We start from the raw sequence: 18,739 nt of genomic DNA, 5'->3' as shown, positions 1-18,739 counted from the left end.
CTCGCGCACGCGGCGATCCGGACCGTGATCGTCCACAATATCGACCCGCAATATTGATTCGATCATCGCGCCCTACCCGCGTCCCCCTTTCCACCAATCCGACAACAGGCAACCTCATGTCCCAGGTCACCCTTCGCGACACCCCGGTCCGCATCGACGGCGCATTCCCCCCGGTCGGCAGCACGGCGCCCGCCTTCTCGCTGGTCGGCAAGGATCTTGCCGATGTCACGCTGGCCGCCTTCGACGGCCGCCGCAAGCTGCTCAACATCTTTCCCAGCGTCGACACCGGCACCTGCGCGACCTCGGTCCGCCGTTTCAATACGCTGGCCTCGCAGGCCGACAACACCGCGGTGCTGTGCATCTCGGCCGACCTGCCATTCGCGCAGGCGCGCTTCTGCGGCGCCGAAGGCCTGGACAATGTCGCCATGCTGTCGACGCTGCGGGGCCGCGATTTCCTGAAGGACTACGGGGTGTCGATCGCCGATGGCCCGCTGGCCGGACTGGCCGCACGCGCCGTCGTCGTGCTGGACACTGACAACCGCGTGCTGCATGCGCAGCTGGTCAGCGAGATCGCCGACGAACCCGACTACGACGCGGCCCTGGCCGTGCTAGCCTGACCGAACCGCGGAACCCCGGCGGAGCGACCTCGCGCCGCCGACGCACCCAAGGGCGCGCCCCGCGCCTGGCGACCCCTGCGACCCCTGCGTCGCCGCCTCAGTCCGCGTCGGACGCCCCTGGCGAACGCTGGCGCAACAGGCTCATCGCGAAGCCGGCGACGACCGCCGCGCCCACGATCAGCACGCCCCACAGCAGCCAGGCCTTCCAGTCGCGAGGTGTGGGCGCCGCAGTCAGCGCGGCCGCGCCGGCCAATGCCTGCGATGCGCCGATGGTCGCGGTGCCCGGTTGCCAGGCATCGCCACGCTGCCGGCGCATCGCCGCGATCAGCTCCGGCAGCGGCGCCTGCGCACGCGTGGTCCTCACGCTGCCGGCGACGACCGCATACGGCCCCGGCCCCTGTGCCAGGAACACCAGCGATTCGTTGCGGTAACCCAGCCGCAGTTGCGGCGACGCCGCCGACGCGCTGCGGCTGACCAGCTTCCATTGCCGGTCGCGCACCACGTGCCCCAGCATCTGCGACGGCGAGCGGTTGCCATCGGCGCCCTGCCCGACCTGGAACGCCATCCACGGCCCGGCCCGGCGTTGCCACGAGGCATCGTCGGCATCGCGGCTGTAGAGGATCCATTCGGCGGCATCGTTGCCGTCCAGCAGCAGGTCGACCTGCTCGACCGGAAAGCGCCCGTCCAGCCGATACAGGTGCGCGGTCGCATTGGCTTCCTTGACCGCCTGTCCCTGCAGGGCCTGCCACTGCCAAGCCACCGGCTTCAGGCGCGGCGCGATGACGGCATGGATGCGTGTCAGCGGCAGCGACTCGCCCGACGACGCCGCAACCGGCGACAGCCGCAGGTAGCGGCCCTGGCCATCGAGGGGAATACGCCGCTGCTCGAGCTTGGCGCCCCCATTGCGCAGTTCCACCAGTTGCACGTGCGACTGCACCACCTGCCAGCTGCGCAGGTCGTCGCTGGCCTCAACGCGATAGCGATGGTCGAAGCTGGCGTCGCTGCGCCATTCGAGTTCGAGCGCGACGATGCGCTCGCGCACCGCGCTGGCATCGATCAGCCAGGCCCGCGCGTTCGCAGCGCCCGCAACGGTCGATGCACCGGCGCCGCGCGTCTCGATGCGCACCACGCTGCCGTCGGCATTGCGGCGGACTTCCAGCGCGATGTCGTCGACGGCTTGACGGGCATCGACCGGCAGCGGGAACCAGCGCAGTTCGCGATAGCTCGCCGTGCCTGTTTCCGGCTGGGCGGCGGCGAATACCGTCGCCGGAACCGTCTGGCCATCGGCATTGATCACGTCGAGGTCGCGCAGTGCCGGCGATTGCGTCGCGCGGTACAACTCGGTCGAGACCTCCACCCGATACGCGCCGGCATCATCGGTCGCCAATGTCAGCGGCCAGCGCGTGGCGTAATCGGACAGCACGTCGGCCGCAGCCCCTCCCGGCAGCACCAGCAGGCACAACCACCACCAGCGTTTCATGCGCTCACCTCCGCCCGCTCGTCACGACCCGCGTCGTCGCGCGTATCCGGTGCCGCCGTCGCATCGCGCGGCGGTGCCGGGGCCAGGTAACCCACCAGCGTGCACAGCAGGCCGTAGGCGATGAACGAGCCGATGCCCAGCAGGTTGCCGAGGTGCTGGCGGTCCACCAGCACCAGCTTGGCCAGCACCACCGCCATCAGCAGCGCGCCGGCCAGCCACAGGCCGCGGCGGCCCCGTCGCGACCCGATGATCCAGCCGCTGACACCCAGGATGCTCCAGACCACGGTCAGGCTGGTCTGCGCCAGGCTCGCGCCCAACAACGTCGAATCCCAGGCCACGCCGCCAAGCTGGTGGACGCCACGCAGCGTGATCGTCGTGATCAGCACGAAGGCCGCGGCCGGCAGCAGGCGCCTGCGCGCGCCGGTCCACGCGGCCAGCGCCGGCGACCGCACCCACTGCGTGGCCAGCACCATGGCCGCCACCTGGGCCAGGTCCAGCGGATTCACCAGCGGCAGCCACGGCAGCGGGCTGCTGCCTCCGGAGGACATCAGGGCACCGAGCCACCAGGCCGCGATCAACAGAAAGACCGCGACCTGCAGTGGCAGGCGCAGGGCGTCGAAGCGCTCGCCGACCGGGAACCGCAGCAGCGGCCAGGCCAGGATCGAGATCGCCGCCAGGACCAGCCACGGGGCCGCGACCAGCAGCCAGTGCCAGCCATCGCCCAGGCCCAAGTGACCGGCGAGCCACAGCGCGGACAGGGTCAGCGTGACGGCCCAGACGATCCACCAGCACAACTGCGCCCATGCTGCGAACGGCGCATGGCGCGCATCGCCGCTATCGCGCAGGCAGACCAGGCTGCGCAGGCCGAGCAGCGCGAACAGCGCCCAGGCCACCAGGCCGAGCCCGCCGAACGGATGCTGGTGGGACATGTCCTGCACGAACGCCAGCGGCACCGCCATCGCGATCGCCACCAGGCTGGTCCCGGCCAGCACGCGTGCCGGTGCCCGGCGATGCACTTCGGCGGCCAGCCAGCCGGTCAGCGCGACGAAACCGAGCACCCAGTCGACGGCGACGGCGTCGGGTTCGACGTAACGTTCGATCTGGTGCAGTCCGGCGCCGCACCACCAGGCCAGGGCCCACAGGTAGTACGCCAGTGCCGGCGCCGCCTGCCCGCGCTGGCGATAGGCCCAGGCACTGGCCCAACCCGCCAGCGCCATCAGCAGCGCGCCCATGAAGGCGGCATTGAAGATCGGCATCGCCTCCATCTGCCAGGCCTTGATGCCGACGAGGTAGGACACGCCCGCCAGCACCTGCAACGCCAGGCCCGTGACCTGCGGCAACCAGCGTTGCTGGCGCAGGCCCAGCCAGGCCAGCGCGGCGCCTTCCAGCGCGAACACGCAGGCCGTGGCGTTGGCCGACAGTCCCAGCGGCACGGCCAACGTCGCGAAGCCGACCGCGAGCAACGCATAACACTGACCGAGCGCCGCCAGCCGCTCGCGGCGCAGCGTGGCCCATGCCAGCGCGGCATACAGCACGCCCAGTCCCAGCGCGCACAGGGCCAGCGTCATGCGTTCGCCGTGCAACAGGCCGGCCTGCAGCGAGAACGCGATCAGCGGCGTGCCGAACACCAGGCAGCCGTCGATCAGGTCGCGTCGGCTGGCGGGGGAACGACGCGCATGGAGGATCGGCAGCAGCAGGTAGAACACGAAGAACAGCAGCAGGAACGGCTGCGTGCTGGCCAGCTTGGCCGGCGTGTAGTCGAGCACGCCCCACACGGTGCCGATGCCCCAGGTGAAGGCAAAGCCGAGCAGGTTGAGGACACGCCACGACTTGGTCCAGGCGATCGCGAAGATCGCGACATTGAGCACCGCGTAATACGAGAACAACGCGACATGGTTGCCGCTACCGGTCGACAGCCAGATCGGCGCCAGGAAGCCGGCGAGGATGCCGAGCACGGCCAGCGTGCGCGAGTCCTGCAGGACCGCCAGCACGCCCAGGCCTGCGACCAGCAGTACCGTCAGCGCGAACGCAGGCCCGGCGTCGATCAGGGCATACAGCTTGAACGCGGCGAACACCGTCAACAGCAGGATGCCGATCGCTCCCCCCTGCAATGCCAGCGCGAAGGCCGGCTTGCCGCTGCGCTGTCGCCAGCCGAACACCAGCGCGGCCAGCGCGGCCATGGCGATGCCGGCCAGGCGCAACTCGATCGGGAAGCGGAACCAGCCTTCGTCGGTCGCGTACTTCAGCAGGGAAGCGACGCCAGCCAGCAGCACCAGCATGCCGACCTTGACCGGAATGTTGCCGGTGGTGAACCAGCGTTTGACCGCACGCAGGAAGACATCGACGGCGGCGGGTTCGACGGCGGTGGGCTCCGCGCTGCGCGGACGTCGCGGCGGCGCCTGCTCGCCAGCCTTGCGGGGGGCGGCCACCGATGCCGTCGAGGCCGCCGCCGCGACCGGGCGCGGCGGCAGGGGCGGCGGCGAGCCCTGGCGCAGGGAATCGAGCGGGGCAAGCGGATCGAGCGGATCGGGCAGCGTCGCTGCGGGCGTTGCCGGCCCCGGCGGCAGGCTGGCCTGCAGGCGCTCGGCATACGACAGCGCGTCGGCGTTGCCGGACGCGGGAGCAGGGGCGGCAGGGGCAGGCGGCGAGGCGTTGCGGGTGGCCGCGCCGTCGCCGGCCGGAGGCTGCGCGACGCGCGTGTCAGGACGGTCCGCGGCGGCGGGCGCGGCAGCACTGGCGGGCCTTGCCGGAGTTGCCTGCAGGCGCAACTGCGAGACCAGCACTTCCAGTTCGCCGACCAGCACTTCCAGTTCGCCGACCCGCGCCTTCAGGCCGCTGATCGACACCAGCGCCACGATCAGCAGTACCGGCACCGCCAGGACCACCAGCACGGCCAGGCCGATGATGGACTCCATGTCTTGTCTCCCTGCCCGCACCCGGGGACCGGGGCGCAATGCCGTCCACGATAACCGCGCACCGCCCAAAGACAAGAAGCCCCGCAGTGCGGGGCTTCAAGTATCACTTCAGGCTACCGCCCGCTTACTTGGCCGCGACCACGCGGACCATCTCCAGGCACTTGTTGGAGTAGCCCCACTCGTTGTCGTACCAGCTGACGATCTTGACGAAGGTCTTGTCGAGCGCGATGCCGGCCTCGGCGTCGAAGATCGAGGTCCGGGTGTCGCCACGGAAATCGGTGGCCACGACCTTGTCCTCGGTGTAACCCAGGATGCCCTTCAGCGCGCCCTCGGACTGCGCCTTCATCTCGGCCTTGATCTCCTCGTAGCTGGCGTCCTTCTCGAGCTCGACCGTCAGGTCGACCACCGACACGTCGGAGGTCGGCACGCGAAAGCTCATGCCGGTCAGCTTCTTGTTGAGCTCCGGGATCACCACGCCGACGGCCTTGGCCGCGCCGGTGCTGGACGGGATGATGTTCTCCAGGATGCCGCGGCCGCCGCGCCAGTCCTTGTTGCTCGGGCCGTCGACGGTCTTCTGCGTCGCGGTGGCCGCATGCACGGTGGTCATCAGGCCGCGCTTGATGCCCCACTTGTCGTGCAGCACCTTGGCGATCGGCGCCAGGCAGTTGGTCGTGCACGAGGCATTGGAGATGATCGCCTCGCCGTTGTAGGTCTTGTCGTTGACGCCGTAGACGAACATCGGCGTGTCGTCCTTCGACGGCGCCGACAGCACGACCTTCTTCGCGCCCGCGTCGATGTGCTTCTGCGCGGTGGCCTTGTCGAGGAACAGGCCGGTCGACTCGATGACGACTTCGGCGCCCACTTCGTCCCACTTCAGGTTGGCCGGATCGCGTTCCTGGGTCAGGCGGATCTTCCTGCCGTTGACGATCAGCGTATTGCCCTCGACCTTGACGTCGCCGTCGAAGCGGCCGTGCACCGAGTCGTACTGCAGCATGTAGGCCAGGTAGTCGGGCTCCAGCAGATCGTTGATGGCGACGATCTCGATGTCCTTGCCGAAGTTCTGCACTGCCGAACGCAGCACGTTGCGCCCGATGCGCCCGAAACCGTTGATGCCTACCTTGATTGCCATGATGCGCGACTCCCGGACGAGGACTGGAAAAGAACGCCCATTTTAGCAGCATGCAGACGGCCGGGGACGCAAGCGCAATCGCCGCGTTTTTGCAATGACCGCGGTCAATGTGCCCGGCGCGCGCCAGGCGGACACTGTCGCCATCCCCACACAGATGGATTCCGCTCGATGAACAAGACACTGCTTTCCCTGGCCCTGCTGGCCGCCGCCGGCGCGGTCGCGGCCCCGGCGGCCGCCCAGTCGAAGGGCGACTGGACCCTCGGCGTCGGCCTGCACAACGTGTCGCCCAAATCCGACAACGGCGCGCTGGCCGGCGGCACCCTGCCGGTGGAGATCGGCGACAGCGTGCGCCCGACGATCACCGGCGAGTACTTCGTGCGCGACGGCCTGGGCATCGAAGTGCTGGCGGCACTGCCGTTCGAGCACGACATCAACATCGCCGGACTGGGCAAGGTCGGCTCGACCAAGCACCTGCCGCCGGTGGTCTCGCTGCAGTACCACTTCAGCCATGCCGGCACGGTCTCGCCGTTCGTCGGCGTCGGCGTCAACTACACCCGGTTCTTCAGTGAAGACACCCGCGGCGCGCTGGCCGGCTCGTCCCTGTCGCTGGACGATTCCTGGGGCGTGGCCGGCCATGTCGGCGTCGATGTCAGGCTGGCCGAGAACGCCGCGCTGCGCGTCGACGCGCGCTACATCGATATCAGCTCGGACGTCAGCCTGGACGGCGCGAACCTGGGCAAGGTCGACATCGACCCGCGCGTCTATGGCCTCTCGCTGATGTTCAAGTTCTGAACCGCGGCAACGGTCGCGCGCCGCAGCGCGCGCGACCACGTCACGTTTGCGATCTTTGCGATCCACGTCGGACCCGGTGGCAGGCCCCGCAGGAGCGACAGGCGCCAGATGGACCCTCCCTCCAGAGACGGGACCGCGCCATGGCCGGCCACCGGGCCGACACCCGCGACATGCCGGCCCTCCTGGGCGAGCCCGATCCGGTCTCGCCTATTCGGCGCCGTCGACGATGCCGTCTTGAGCCGCTTGAGCGGCCCGATCTGCGCGTTCGAATCGCCCCGCAAGCACCCCGCAGGTCGGCTCGCGGCGCCGGGTGAAATACCATAGGCCGATGATGATCCGCTTCTGCACCGCCCTGATCGCCATCGCCTGCGTGTTGGCGCCGCCCCCCGCCCACGCCTGGGGACCACTGGGCCACCGCCTGGTGGCACGACTGGCCGATACCGGGCTGAACCCGGACGCTCGCCGGCAGATCGAACGCCTGCTGGCGGACGAACCCGAGCCCTCGCTGGCCGGTATCGCCAACTGGGCCGACACCCTGCGCGAGCAGGACCCAGACCTCGGCCGCCGCTCAGCCGCCTGGCATTACGTCAACTTCGACGATGGCCATTGCCGGTACGATGCCAGCGTGCAGTGCCGGGATGGCCATTGCGTCGTCGACGCGATCCAGGCCCAGGCCGCGATCCTCGCCGACCGCTCGCGCCCCGATCACGAGCGCCTGCAGGCCTTGAAGTTCGTCGTGCATTTCGTCGGCGACATCCATCAGCCGCTGCATGCGGGGCTGGCAAGGGACCGCGGCGGCAACACCGTGCAGATCCAGTTCGAAGGCCGCGGCAGCAACCTGCACAGGCTCTGGGACAGCGGCCTGCTGGGAACGCGGCAACTGCGCGAATCCGACTACCTCGCGCACCTGCTGGCGCTGCGTGCGCAGGCATCGCAGGCCGTCGTCCATGTGCAGGCGGCGGATGCCGCCAGCTGGGCCGGGGAATCCTGCGCGATCGTCGCCGCGCCCGGCTTCTACCCGGCAAAGGCCAACGTGCCGGCCAGTTACGTCCAGCATTACCTGCCGGTCGCCGACCAGGCGTTGTTGCGCGCGGGCGCGCGGCTCGCCGCAGTGCTCAACGACGCGCTCGCCCAGGGCTGATCTGCGGCATGCACCCCGCGCAAGGCCACGCTGGCGGATAACGTCCTGCTCACCCGCGACGCTGCAATAATCGAGCCTGCATCGCCCGAATCCATCGCCACGCGCAGCCGCCCTTCCACAGATCCGGCAGGCCTTCCATGCCCCCCACGGTGACACCGTTCTTCCATGACGGCAGCAGTACCTGGAGCTACATCGTTGCCGATCCGGCGACCGCCCAGGCCGCGATCATCGATCCAGTGCTGGATTTCGAGATCGCCTCCGCGCGCACGTCGACCACCAGCGCGCAGCGTCTGCTCGCGCATGTGCAGGCCTGCGCGCTCGATGTGCGCTGGATCCTCGAGACCCACGCGCACGCCGACCACCTGTCGGCGGGGCACTGGCTCAAGCAGGCCTTGCCTGCGGCGACCCTGGCGATCGGCGAAGGCATCCGCGACGTGCAGAAGACGTTCCGGCCGATCTACAACCTCGGCGAGCATTTCCCGATCGACGGATCGCAGTTCGATCGCCTGTTCGGCGACGGCGAGCGCTTCGCGATCGGCGCGCTCGATGCGCAGGTGATCGCAGTGCCGGGGCATACCAGCGACAGCAATGCCTACCTGGTCGGCGATGCGCTGTTCACCGGCGACTCGCTGTTCATGCCCGACGGCGGCACCGCACGTTGCGACTTCCCCGGTGGCAGCGCGAGCGCGCTGTTCGCATCGATCCAGCGCCTCTACGCGTTGCCGGACAACACGCGCGTCTTCGTCTGCCACGACTACGGCCCCAATGGCCGCGACGTCGCCTGCGAGACCTCGATCGGCGCGCAGAAGCGCGACAACATCCACCTGCGCGCGGGCACGACGCAGGACGCGTTCGTCGCACTGCGCGATGCCCGCGACCGCACACTGTCGATGCCGGCATTGATCCTGCCGGCGATCCAGACCAACATCCGGGCAGGCGCGCTGCCAGCGCCCGAATCCAACGGCGTGCGCTACCTGAAGCTGCCGCTGGACCACTGCCTGACCTCCACCTCCCTGGAAGACGCGACATGACCTGCTCCTCCCTGCGCTGTGCGCTATCTGCCCTGCTGGCTGTGGCCGCCGCCCTGCTGCCTTCCCAGGTGCTGGCAGCGGCGCAGGACCACGAACACGACGGCGGCCGCGCCTCGACGCCGGTCGCGCCGTCGCCGCTCGCGGTCGCGATCGATGCCGCCACTCTCGAACGCCTGGGCCCGCGCAAGCCGGTCAACGCCACGGCCCATGGCAAGTCGCTGTCGTGCGAAGGTTTCCCACTCGCGAGTGTGCTGCGCGCGTCGAATGCAATGCCGTCGGAACCGCTGCGTGGCAGCAACGGCCTCGACCGCTATGTGCTGGTGACGGCACGCGACGGTTATCGCGGCCTGTTCTCGCTGGCCGAACTCGACGCGTCGCTCGGCGGCGCCGAGGTGTGGCTGGTCGACCGCTGCGACGGCAAGCCGCTCGGCGACGACGATGGCCCGCTGCGCCTGATCGCGCCCAACGAATCGCGCCCGGCGCGCTGGATCCGGCAGATCGAGGCGATCACGGTGATCGTCGCGCCCTGAGCCGCGCATGCGCGACACAGCATCCCGGCGACAGCCTGTACGCAGGCCCTGCGGTCATTAAGCTGACCGGGACGTTTGCGATACTCGCCTGCCCCCTGCCCACCCCAAGGATCTGTCATGACCCTGCCCTCCTCTGCCCGGATCTCCGCGCTGATGAAGCCGATGCTGGCCCTCGTGCTCGCGACGGGAATGCTGGTCAGCAACGCCTGGGCACAGGCAGCGAGCGCGGCAGCGTCGCCGCTGACGGTGTTCGCCGCCGCCAGCCTGAAGGAATCGCTGGACGAGGCCGCGGCCGCGTACCAGCAGGCCACGGGCCATGAGGTGCGCGTGTCCTACGCCGGCAGCTCGGCGCTGGCACGCCAGGTCGAACAGGGCGCACCGGCCGATGCCTTCATCTCCGCCGACCTGGACTGGATGGACTACCTGGACAAGCGCGGCCTGATCGATCCGGCGACGCGCAACAACCTGCTCGGCAACACGCTGGTGCTGATCGCGCCCGCCACGAGCCGGCAGTCGCCGATCGTGCTGCAGCCGGGCGTCGACCTGCTGCCGGCACTGGGATCGGGACGCATCGCGCTGGCGCTGACCAGCAGCGTGCCGGCCGGCAAGTACGCGAAGTCCGCGTTCGAGACGCTGGGCATCTGGAATGCGCTGCAACCCAGGGTGGCCGAAGCCGAGAACGTGCGTGCGGCCCTGCTGCTGGTCGCGCGCGGTGAAACCCCGCTGGGCGTGGTCTACGGCAGCGACGCGCGTGCCGATGCGCGGGTCAAGGTGCTGGCGACGTTCCCGGCCAACACGCATCCGGCGATCGTCTATCCGATCGCCAGGATCAAGGCCAGCCGGCATCCCGACGCCCCTGGCTTCATCGCCTGGCTGCAAGGCGACGCCGCGTCCGCGATCTTCCGCAAGCACGGCTTTTCGCTGCGCTGATCGCAGCGGCGCAGCGGACCTTCGATGCTCGATTTCACACCCGCCGAACTGACAGCGATCGTGCTGAGCCTGAAGGTCGCCATCGTGGCGGCCCTGGCCAGCCTGCCGCTGGGCATCGCGACCGGCTGGCTGCTCGCGCGCCGGCGGTTTCCCGGCAAGTCGCTGCTGGATGCGCTGATCCACCTGCCGCTGGTGCTGCCGCCGGTCGTGGTCGGCTATGTGCTGCTGGTGCTGCTGGGCAACAACGGCGCGGTCGGCATGTGGCTGTCCGAGCACCTGGGCATCAGTTTCGCGTTCCGCTGGACCGGCGCCGCGCTGGCCAGCGCGATCATGGGGTTCCCGTTGATGGTGCGCACGATCCGGTTGTCGATCGAGGCGGTCGACCGCCGGCTGGAACAGGCCGCCGCCACCCTCGGTGCCAGCCCGCTGCGGGTGTTCTTCAGCGTGACCCTGCCGCTGGCCTGGCCCGGACTGGTCGCGGGCGGCGTGCTCGCCTTCGCCAAGGCGCTGGGCGAGTTCGGCGCGACGATCACCTTCGTGTCCAACATTCCCGGCGAAACCCAGACGCTGTCGTCGGCGATCTACGGCCTGATGCAGGTGCCCGATGGCGAAACCGGCATCTGGCGGCTGGCCGGCGTCGCGGTGGCGATCTCGCTGCTGGCGCTGATGGCCTCGGAATGGCTGGTGCGTCGCCAGCGTCGCGAGGACATCGACTGATGCTGGACATCGACCTGCAACTGCAGCGCGGCCAGTTCCAGCGACACGTACGCATCCACGAGGATGCACGCGTCATCGCGGTGGTCGGCCCGTCCGGCGCCGGCAAGACCTCGATCCTCAACGCGATCGCCGGGCTGCAGACACCGCGCGCGGGCCGCATCGAAATCGATGGCCGCGTGCTGTACGACAGTGCCCGGCGCATCGACGTGCCGACGCACCGCCGTCGCGTCGGCTACGTGTTCCAGGACGCGCGGCTGTTTCCGCATCGCGACGTCCGCGCCAACCTGCTGTACGGCCGGCATGTCGGCCGTCCGTCGCCGGCACAGTTCGATCTCGACAGCATCGTCGCGCTGCTGGGCATCGGCCACCTGCTGCAGCGGCGGCCCGCCAACCTGTCGGGCGGCGAAGCGCAGCGCGTCGCCATCGGCCGCGCATTGTTGTCGCAGCCGGCCATCCTGCTGTTCGACGAACCGCTGTCGGCCCTCGACCAGGCCCGTCGCGAGGAACTGATCCCCTACCTGCAGCGCGTGCGCGACGAGGTCCGGCTGCCGATGATCTATGTCAGCCACCATCCCGAGGAAGTGCGCAGGATCGCCGACGTGGTCAAGGACCTGGGCTGAGGCCTGGATGGGCGCCCGCGGGCGCACGCGTCCGGTTGTCGGCCCCTTCACCAAGCCCGGGCCGGCGCAGGCTAGGCTAGGCCCATGACCCAGTTCCTCGACGATATCGATGCCACCGTCGCGCAGATCCTGGCGCGGATTCCCGGCCCCCTGCATGTCGGCGCACCACTCGGCATCGGCAAGCCGCACCGGTTGTTGAACGCGCTGTATGCCCGCGTCGAAGCCGATCCTTCGCAGACGCTGGCGCTGTACACGGCGCTGTCGCTGGACCTGCCCTCGGCCGGCGGAGGCCTGCAGCAGCGGTTCCTGCAGCCGTTCCTGGACCGGCATTTCGGTGCCGATTTCCCGCGCCTGACCTATGTCGATGCGTTGCGGCGCAATGCGCTTCCCGGGCACATCACCGTCGAAGAGTTCTACATGCAGTCCGGCGCGATGCTGTCGTCGTCGCAGGCACAACGCCATTACGCCAGCCTCAACTACACCCACGTCGCGCGCGCGCTGGCCGACCGCGGCGTCAACTGCATCGTGCAGAAGGTCGCCGCCAACGAGGACGGCAGCCGGCTGTCGCTGTCGTCCAATACCGACCTGACCTTCGATGCCGTCGACGCCCTGGTCGCGCATGGCAAGCCGAGGCCGTTGCTGGTGGCCGAGATCGATCCGCAACTGCCATGGCTCGGCGGCGAGGCGGTCGTCGATGCCGCCTTCTTCGACCTGGTGGTACTGCCGCCGGCGCCGTATCCGAAGCTGTTCGCGCTGCCGCGCCATGCCGTCAGCGATGCCCAGCACGCGATCGGCCTGTATGCGAGCACGCTGGTCCGCGATGGCGGCACGCTGCAGATCGGCATCGGTGCGCTGGCCGATGCGCTGTGCCATGCGCTGGCGCTGCGACACCAGGACAACGCGCGCTACCGCCGTGTGCTGGCTGCGCTGGACCCCACGCTGGACAGCCACCCGGCAGTGATCGCCAGTGGCGGCCTCGGGCCCTTCGAGCAGGGCCTGTATGGCTGCAGCGAGATGATCAACGAGGGCTTCAAGCGGCTGGTCGAGGCCGGCGTGATCCGCCGCAGGGTCGTCGACAAGCCGGCGCTGATGCAACGCGCGAATGCCGGCACGCTCAACGCGCAGGAGCAGGCACTGGTCGAACGCGATGGCGAGTTCCTGCACGGCGCGTTCTACCTGGGCTCCGGGGATTTCTACCACTGGCTGCACACGCTCGACGAAGACACCCGGCGCGGCATCGGCATGCGCCGCGTCGGCGAGGTCAATGCCTTGCCCGAGTACGACGAGGGCCTGGTGCGCATGCAGCGTCGCGATGCACGCTTCTTCAATACCTGCATGATCGCCACCGGTCTTGGCGCGGCGGCGTCCGATGGCCTGGACGACGGCCGCGTGGTGTCCGGCGTGGGCGGGCAATACAACTTCGTCGCGATGTCGCACGCGTTGCCGGATGCGCGTTCGTCGCTGCTGCTGCGTGCCAGCCGCGACGCCGATGGGCAGCGCGAATCCAACATCCGCTGGAACTACGGCCATACGACGATCCCGCGCCACCTGCGCGATCTCTACATCACCGAGTACGGCATTGCCGACCTGCGTGGCAAGGTCGACGAAGACTGCGTGATCGCGATGGCGTCGATCGCCGATGCCGCGTTCCATCACGAGCTGCTGCGTCCGGCCATCGCCGCCGGCAAGCTGCGCGACGATTTCATCGCGCCGGCGACATGGGCCGCGCATACGGCCGCGTCACTGCGCGACCGGTTGTCACCGTTCCGCACCGATGGCACCCTGCCCGACTATCCGCTGGGGAGCGACTTCACCGAGGTGGAGCAGCGCCTGACGGTCGCGCTGGGCTGGTTGAAGACGCACACCGGGACGCTGCCGGCGAAGCTGCGCACGATCGTGGCGGCGGTGATGGACAAGGGGCCTGCGGACCAGGAAGCCCTGCAGCGCATGCAGCTCGATGCGCCATCCACTTGGAAGCAGCGCCTGCTGGCGCGCCTGCTCGCGCACGCGCTGCGACAGACCGCGAAGCCAGCGGGCGCGGCCGCCTGAGCCTGACGTATCGAGCAAGGCGTATCGAGCCGGACGTATCGAGCATGACGCACTGAGCGCGGCGTGCTGGGCGCGACCGAGTGAAAACGGTCCCGGTGATAACATCGGCCCCTGCCCTGGAGACCGAGATGACCCGCCAGCAAGACCGCCCCCGTATCGACAGCATCCGCGACGCGCTGGCCGTGCTGCAGCCGAGCCATCTCGACCTGACGGATGAAAGCCATCTGCACAGCCGCGGCCTGGAAACGCATTACAAGGCGGTGGTGGTCAGCGACAGTTTCGACGGCAAGCGCGCGTTGCAACGGCACCAGGCGGTGTATCGCGCGCTCGGCGACATCATGCAGCAGATCCACGCGCTGGCCCTGCACACGTTCACGCCAGCCGAATGGGCGGCCGAAGTGCTGGTGCCCGATTCCCCGCATTGCCGCGGCGGCAGCAAGCACGACCTCGCCGCCAAACGCTGAGCGCGCTGACCTCCCGCAGGGACCACGCCGCCGTTTGCGTCAGAACCCGATCCCGATCCGTCGCGAGCGCGCCAGATGGCGAACGCTGCAGGATGGCAAGCGCTGCAAGACGGCACACGCGACAAGATCGTGAACAGATGCTCAGTGCGCGTCCATGCGGTCGAGGATCGTTTGCGCCAGGCGCGCGTAATCGCCACCGAAATGATGCCCACCCGGCAGCTCCTCCGCATGCACATGCGCGGGCGCGATCGCCTGGCAGGCGCTGTCGCCATCGCCGGCACCGTAGATGCACAGCGTATCGGCGCTGGACAGACGCTGGACTTCGGGCAGGATCGGCAACGCATCGTCGTCCTTCGATGACAGCCAGTTGCCGACATGGAACTCGAATGACGCCCGCTGGCCGAGTCCCATCAACACCGTCTGCGCGACCTGCGTGCGTGTCGTCACCGGCAACCGGTTGACCGCGAACGGCAGCACGTCGGCCCCCTGCGAATAGCCGACCAGCATGACGCGCGGGCGCTTCCACTGCGCCGCGTAGTAGCGCAGCACGCGATCGAGATCGGCCGCCAGCCCGTCCGGCGTGCGCGCCTGCCAGAAATAGCGCAGCGAATCGAAGCCCACCACCGGAATGCCCTGCGCGGCCAGCGCCGCCGCAACGTCCTTGTCGAGGCCGGCCCAGCCGCCATCGCCGCTGAGCAGCACCGCGAAGGTATCAGAATGACGCCCCTCGGCCGTCGTCTCCACTTCGATCAACGGCAACCCCGTCAAGGCCTGCGGCGGTGGCGGCAGTGCGCGCGGCTGGTGCGCGGCCAGCGACTGCGCGGCGGCCAGCAATGCCGGCAGCCAGGCGCTGGCCGCGCGGGCATCGTGTCGCAGTCGCGGTTGCACCGACAGCGCCGCGCCCGCCGTCCCCTCGACGAAGGCACGCGCCTGTCCGACCGGGAAGCGCGTATCGTGCGCGCCCTGCAGCAACACCCAGGGCATCACCACACGTGCCACCGGTCGCAGCTGCGCCTGGCCGGTTTCGTGCACGACGTGCAGCACCGTGCCCACGCCATCGCAGGACGGCTTGCCCAGCGCCAGCCCGGGCGCGAAGCCGACACTGATCGCGGCAGCGAAGGTCCCGGCATCGGACAGCGCAGCCATCGCGTAGGCCAGTGCAGCACCCTCGCCGACGCCCGCCAGCAACGGGGCGCGATAGGTCGGCAGGCGTGCGTAACCCTGCAGGTAGTGCGAGAGGTTGTCGAGGTCTCCATCGGGGAATACACAGCTCGCGCCTCCGGCCGCGAACGTCCGACGCAGCGCTGCGGTATCGATGACGGCCACCAGCGCGCCTTGCCTGGCCAGCGCGCGCGCCGCCGCCTGCAGGACCGTATCCGGCCCCTGCGCATCCGACAGCAGCAGCACGACCTGGCGGGTATCGCCGATCGCGCGATACAGGCTGACGTCCTTGAAGTTGCCGTGCGACAGGCGCTCCTGCGCCGCCGCGGGCATCAGGACAGACAGCAGGGTCGATGCGAGCACCAGGGCAAACAGCCAGCGCCTCATTTGCTGATGACTCCACGATAGCCGCCGCTGATCAACGCCGCGACGTCGGCCAGCACCAGCAGCGGCGCCACGCCACCCGACGATGCCAGGTAGCGCGCCTCCCAGACCGGATCGAACTTTTCCTTGAACGCGCGCAGCCCGCGGAAGTGATAGAAATTCTCGCCGTGCGCATACAGCAGGCGGCCGACCCGGTGCCAGTTGGACGCCAGCGGATGACCGGCCATTCCCGACAACGGCGCCATACCCAGGCCGAAGCGCGCATAGCCCTGCGCGGAGAAATGCAGCATCAGTTTCGCGAACAGGACATCCATCGTGCCATTGGGCATGTCGCCATGCCGCATCAGGTCCACGCTCGCCTCCTGCCCGCGATCGGTCACCAGGATCGTCGCGAAGGCGATGATCCTGCTGTCCTGACGCACCACCGCGACCGGATGGCGCAGCAAGTACTCGTCCTGGAACGCGCCGACGGAGAAGCGCTTCTCGGCCGCGCGATGGCGTGCCAGCCAGGCATCAGAGACAGCACGCAGCTCATCCAGCAACGGCGCGACGTCGGCGGCCTCGACCAGCTCGAACACCAGTCCTTCGCGTTCGGCGCGGTTGACGCTGGTGCGCAGGTTGCCGCGGCGCTTGCCGCTCAGGGTGAATCCGGTCAGCGGCACATAGGCATACTCACCCAGCTTCGACAGTTGCAGGCCGGCATCCAGATACAACGGCAGCGACGTCGGCCGCACCTGGTAGAAGCAACTGCGCGCACCGGCATCGCGGCTGCGCTCGATGAACTGCCAGACCAGTTCCTGCCACTCCCCCGCGGGTCCGACCGGATCGAACAACGCGATCCACGAGCGACGCTTGCGTCCGTACATCACGAAGGCGGTACCGGCAGGCGAGAACATCAGGTGCTTGTCGCCGGTCAGTGCCAGGCCGGCATCGGCGTTGTCCTGGGCACGCACGATGTCGCTGGCCCGCGCCAACGCGGCGGCATCCGGAAACGGCAGCTCGGCGGCCGGCGGCCGCAGCAACTGTCGCAGCGCGAGCATCAGCGCCACCAGCGCGATGCCGACCAGCGCACGCAGCGAACGCGGCGCATGGCCATTGAACTCGAACTGCCACCACAGCTGTTGCGCGTAATCGACCTGACGGTACGAGAAGAACAGCAGCCCCGTCACCACGATGACGATCACGCCCATCGCCAGCAGCCAGCCCCCACTGAACGGCACCGCGAACAACGACGCGCGACGGGTGAACTGGCCGTGCGAGACCGCCAGCGCGCCGACCAGGGTGGCCAGCATCACCGCCTCCCAGATCGCGATGCCCTTGGGCAATGCCAGCAGCAGCGATGCCCCGGCCAGCAGCAGGCCGGCCCACCAGGCGGCATCGAGCCGCTGCAGCATGCCGCGCGCGACGAACAGCAACGCGATCCCGGCAATGCTGCTGAGGAAATGCGAGATTTCGACCAGCGGCAGCGGCACGTGCGACGCCAGCAACGTCGTCGCTTCGCGGGTCGCCGGCGTGACCCCCGACACCAGCAGCACCACGGCGACGACCAGCGTGAACGCCGCCAGCAGCCGTGGCGCCAGACTGGCGGTGGCGCGCGACAATGGCGCGCCGATGCCGCGGCCGACCTCGTGCGAGATCAGCAGCAGCAAGGCCAGCAGCAGTGGCAGCAGGTAGTAGATGATCCGGTACAGCACCAGCGCACCGGCCAGCGTCTCGGCAGGCACCTGCCCGCCCAGCGCGACCAGCATCACCGCCTCGAAGACACCCAGCCCGCCGGGCACGTGGCTGATCACGCCGATCACGGTGGCAGCGGCGAAGAAGCCGACGAACGCCGCGAACCCGATCGCGCCATCGGGCAGCAGCAGCCACAGCACCGCCGCCGCCGCGCAGACATCGACCGCCGAGAACAGCAACTGCTGCCAGGCGATTCCCGCCGTTGGCAGGCGCAAGCGCAGCCGCCGCGGTAATGCGATCTCACGCCCCCGGCAGGCCAGCAACAGCAACAAGGCGGCGACCAGGCAACTGCCGCCGATGGCCTGCACGACAGCGGTCGGCAGATGCACCAGCGGCGCGACCGCGTCGGCGTCGACGATCAATCCGAATGCACCGATGACGCTGACACCGATGCCGAACGCCAGCGCATTGAAGGCGATCGCACGCGACACCGCGCCCGCATCGACGCCGGCCGCGCCATACAGGCGCATCCGCACGGCACCGCCGGTGAACACGCCCAGGCCGATGGTGTTGCTGAGCGCATAGGCGATGAACGAGGTCTGGGCGACCACGCGATACGGCACGCGCGCGCCGACATAACGCAGCGAGGACAGGTCGTAACCCGACAGCGCGACGAAACTCACCGCGGTCGCGAGCACCGCCAGCAGCAGGCGTTCGGACGACACGCCACGGATCGCAGCGACCACGGCATCGTAGTGCAGCTCATGCCAGAACCCGCGCAGCGCCTCGAACACCAGCAGCGCCAGGAGCACGACCGCCAGCCCGAGCAGCCAGGGCTTCCAGGCCTGCAAGCGCGCCCACCGGCTCGCGGGAGCGGGGCTCAGGGGGCGCGGCAGCGGGTCGCTCATCGATCTGGATCCGGTGATTGCGAGGAATCAGGAAACAGCGGGTGCCCAGCATAGCGGGCATCGGACCAGGACCGGATGCAAAGATGCCGCGCATGGCTTCATGCGCGGCATCGGTGCTTCAGGTCAGGCCAAGGCGGGCCAAACCGGCAGAACGGGCCAGACAGGCCGGACAGACGCGGGCGCATCGAACGCCGCCC

General features: G+C 69.2%; 14 protein-coding genes and 1 pseudogene. 10 read left to right on the top strand and 5 right to left on the bottom strand.

Going from position 1 to position 18,739, the window contains the following annotated elements:
• Positions 1–116: 116 nt before the first annotated feature.
• Positions 117–617, top strand: coding sequence for a thiol peroxidase (tpx, locus tag ACYX7E_RS07410; RefSeq protein WP_462079933.1), 501 nt, complete (start codon positions 117–119; stop codon positions 615–617).
• A gap of 97 nt (positions 618–714) precedes the next feature.
• On the opposite strand, the gene ACYX7E_RS07405 is transcribed toward tpx, so the two are convergent.
• From ACYX7E_RS07405 to gap, 3 genes are all read right to left on the bottom strand, one after another.
• On the bottom strand, positions 715–2,097 hold the full coding sequence (locus ACYX7E_RS07405; RefSeq protein ID WP_462079932.1) for a DUF3999 domain-containing protein: 1,383 nt from the start codon (positions 2,095–2,097) through the stop codon (positions 715–717).
• Positions 2,094–5,012: a DUF2339 domain-containing protein gene (locus ACYX7E_RS07400; protein WP_462079931.1), complete on the bottom strand. Its 2,919-nt coding sequence runs from the start codon at positions 5,010–5,012 to the stop codon at positions 2,094–2,096. Before ACYX7E_RS07400 ends, ACYX7E_RS07405 begins: the two co-directional genes overlap by 4 nt.
• A gap of 124 nt (positions 5,013–5,136) precedes the next feature.
• Positions 5,137–6,141, bottom strand: a complete 1,005-nt coding sequence (gene gap / locus ACYX7E_RS07395) for a type I glyceraldehyde-3-phosphate dehydrogenase (RefSeq protein WP_462079930.1) — start codon at positions 6,139–6,141, stop codon at positions 5,137–5,139.
• Positions 6,142–6,309: 168 nt separating this feature from the next.
• Between gap and ACYX7E_RS07390 the strand changes: the two genes are divergently transcribed.
• The 9 genes and pseudogenes from ACYX7E_RS07390 (at position 6,310) to ACYX7E_RS07350 (ending at position 14,415) form a co-directional block, all read left to right on the top strand.
• Positions 6,310–6,933, top strand: a complete 624-nt coding sequence (locus tag ACYX7E_RS07390) for an OmpW/AlkL family protein (protein WP_462079929.1) — start codon at positions 6,310–6,312, stop codon at positions 6,931–6,933.
• Between the two features lie 328 nt (positions 6,934–7,261).
• Positions 7,262–8,074 (top strand): S1/P1 nuclease, encoded by an 813-nt coding sequence (locus ACYX7E_RS07385; protein WP_462079928.1) that lies wholly within the window; start codon positions 7,262–7,264, stop codon positions 8,072–8,074.
• Between the two features lie 137 nt (positions 8,075–8,211).
• A pseudogene (locus tag ACYX7E_RS07380) lies at positions 8,212–9,012 on the top strand (MBL fold metallo-hydrolase); the annotation flags it as partial.
• 89 nt (positions 9,013–9,101) lie between these two features.
• On the top strand, positions 9,102–9,635 hold the full coding sequence (locus ACYX7E_RS07375; protein WP_462079927.1) for a hypothetical protein: 534 nt from the start codon (positions 9,102–9,104) through the stop codon (positions 9,633–9,635).
• Positions 9,636–9,797: 162 nt separating this feature from the next.
• The gene (gene modA, locus ACYX7E_RS07370) at positions 9,798–10,565 is read left to right on the top strand and encodes a molybdate ABC transporter substrate-binding protein (RefSeq protein ID WP_462080244.1); all 768 of its coding nucleotides are present in this window, start codon (positions 9,798–9,800) and stop codon (positions 10,563–10,565) included.
• Between the two features lie 24 nt (positions 10,566–10,589).
• Complete coding sequence (gene modB, locus ACYX7E_RS07365) at positions 10,590–11,282, top strand: molybdate ABC transporter permease subunit (protein ID WP_462079926.1); 693 nt, start codon at positions 10,590–10,592, stop codon at positions 11,280–11,282.
• Complete coding sequence (locus tag ACYX7E_RS07360) at positions 11,282–11,902, top strand: molybdenum ABC transporter ATP-binding protein (protein ID WP_462079925.1); 621 nt, start codon at positions 11,282–11,284, stop codon at positions 11,900–11,902. The genes modB and ACYX7E_RS07360 overlap by 1 nt, the downstream gene beginning before the upstream one ends.
• An 84-nt stretch (positions 11,903–11,986) precedes the next feature.
• Positions 11,987–13,951, top strand: coding sequence for an acetyl-CoA hydrolase/transferase C-terminal domain-containing protein (locus ACYX7E_RS07355; protein WP_462079924.1), 1,965 nt, complete (start codon positions 11,987–11,989; stop codon positions 13,949–13,951).
• A gap of 128 nt (positions 13,952–14,079) precedes the next feature.
• A complete protein-coding gene (locus tag ACYX7E_RS07350; RefSeq protein ID WP_462079923.1) occupies positions 14,080–14,415 on the top strand; it encodes a BolA family protein in 336 nt (111 codons plus the stop codon).
• 141 nt (positions 14,416–14,556) lie between these two features.
• Here ACYX7E_RS07350 and ACYX7E_RS07345 read toward each other — a convergent pair whose 3' ends face one another.
• Both ACYX7E_RS07345 and mprF read right to left on the bottom strand, forming a co-directional pair.
• Entirely contained in the window at positions 14,557–15,963 is a 1,407-nt protein-coding gene (locus ACYX7E_RS07345; protein ID WP_462079922.1) for a virulence factor family protein, read from the bottom strand.
• Positions 15,960–18,542: a bifunctional lysylphosphatidylglycerol flippase/synthetase MprF gene (mprF, locus tag ACYX7E_RS07340; protein ID WP_462079921.1), complete on the bottom strand. Its 2,583-nt coding sequence runs from the start codon at positions 18,540–18,542 to the stop codon at positions 15,960–15,962. Before mprF ends, ACYX7E_RS07345 begins: the two co-directional genes overlap by 4 nt.
• Positions 18,543–18,739 lie beyond the last annotated feature (197 nt).

The sequence above is a fragment of the Luteimonas sp. RIT-PG2_3 genome, from assembly GCF_054902115.1.
The sequence above is the reverse complement of the archived record's forward strand: the minus strand, read 5'-3'. Positions and strand labels throughout refer to the sequence as shown.

Bases quoted from the DNA above. Each gene is read 5' to 3' on its own strand.
- ACYX7E_RS07390 (WP_462079929.1), top strand. From the start codon at position 6,310: ATGAACAAGACACTGCTTTCCCTGGCCCTGCTGGCCGCCGCCGGCGCG.
- ACYX7E_RS07375 (WP_462079927.1), top strand. From the start codon at position 9,102: ATGACCTGCTCCTCCCTGCGCTGTGCGCTATCTGCCCTGCTGGCTGTG.
- mprF (WP_462079921.1), bottom strand. From the start codon at position 18,542: ATGAGCGACCCGCTGCCGCGCCCCCTGAGCCCCGCTCCCGCGAGCCGG.
- ACYX7E_RS07400 (WP_462079931.1), bottom strand. From the start codon at position 5,012: ATGGAGTCCATCATCGGCCTGGCCGTGCTGGTGGTCCTGGCGGTGCCG.
- tpx (WP_462079933.1), top strand. From the start codon at position 117: ATGTCCCAGGTCACCCTTCGCGACACCCCGGTCCGCATCGACGGCGCA.
- ACYX7E_RS07345 (WP_462079922.1), bottom strand. From the start codon at position 15,963: ATGAGGCGCTGGCTGTTTGCCCTGGTGCTCGCATCGACCCTGCTGTCT.
- ACYX7E_RS07350 (WP_462079923.1), top strand. From the start codon at position 14,080: ATGACCCGCCAGCAAGACCGCCCCCGTATCGACAGCATCCGCGACGCG.
- modB (WP_462079926.1), top strand. From the start codon at position 10,590: ATGCTCGATTTCACACCCGCCGAACTGACAGCGATCGTGCTGAGCCTG.
- gap (WP_462079930.1), bottom strand. From the start codon at position 6,141: ATGGCAATCAAGGTAGGCATCAACGGTTTCGGGCGCATCGGGCGCAAC.
- ACYX7E_RS07385 (WP_462079928.1), top strand. From the start codon at position 7,262: ATGATGATCCGCTTCTGCACCGCCCTGATCGCCATCGCCTGCGTGTTG.
- modA (WP_462080244.1), top strand. From the start codon at position 9,798: ATGCTGGCCCTCGTGCTCGCGACGGGAATGCTGGTCAGCAACGCCTGG.
- ACYX7E_RS07405 (WP_462079932.1), bottom strand. From the start codon at position 2,097: ATGAAACGCTGGTGGTGGTTGTGCCTGCTGGTGCTGCCGGGAGGGGCT.
- ACYX7E_RS07360 (WP_462079925.1), top strand. From the start codon at position 11,282: ATGCTGGACATCGACCTGCAACTGCAGCGCGGCCAGTTCCAGCGACAC.
- ACYX7E_RS07355 (WP_462079924.1), top strand. From the start codon at position 11,987: ATGACCCAGTTCCTCGACGATATCGATGCCACCGTCGCGCAGATCCTG.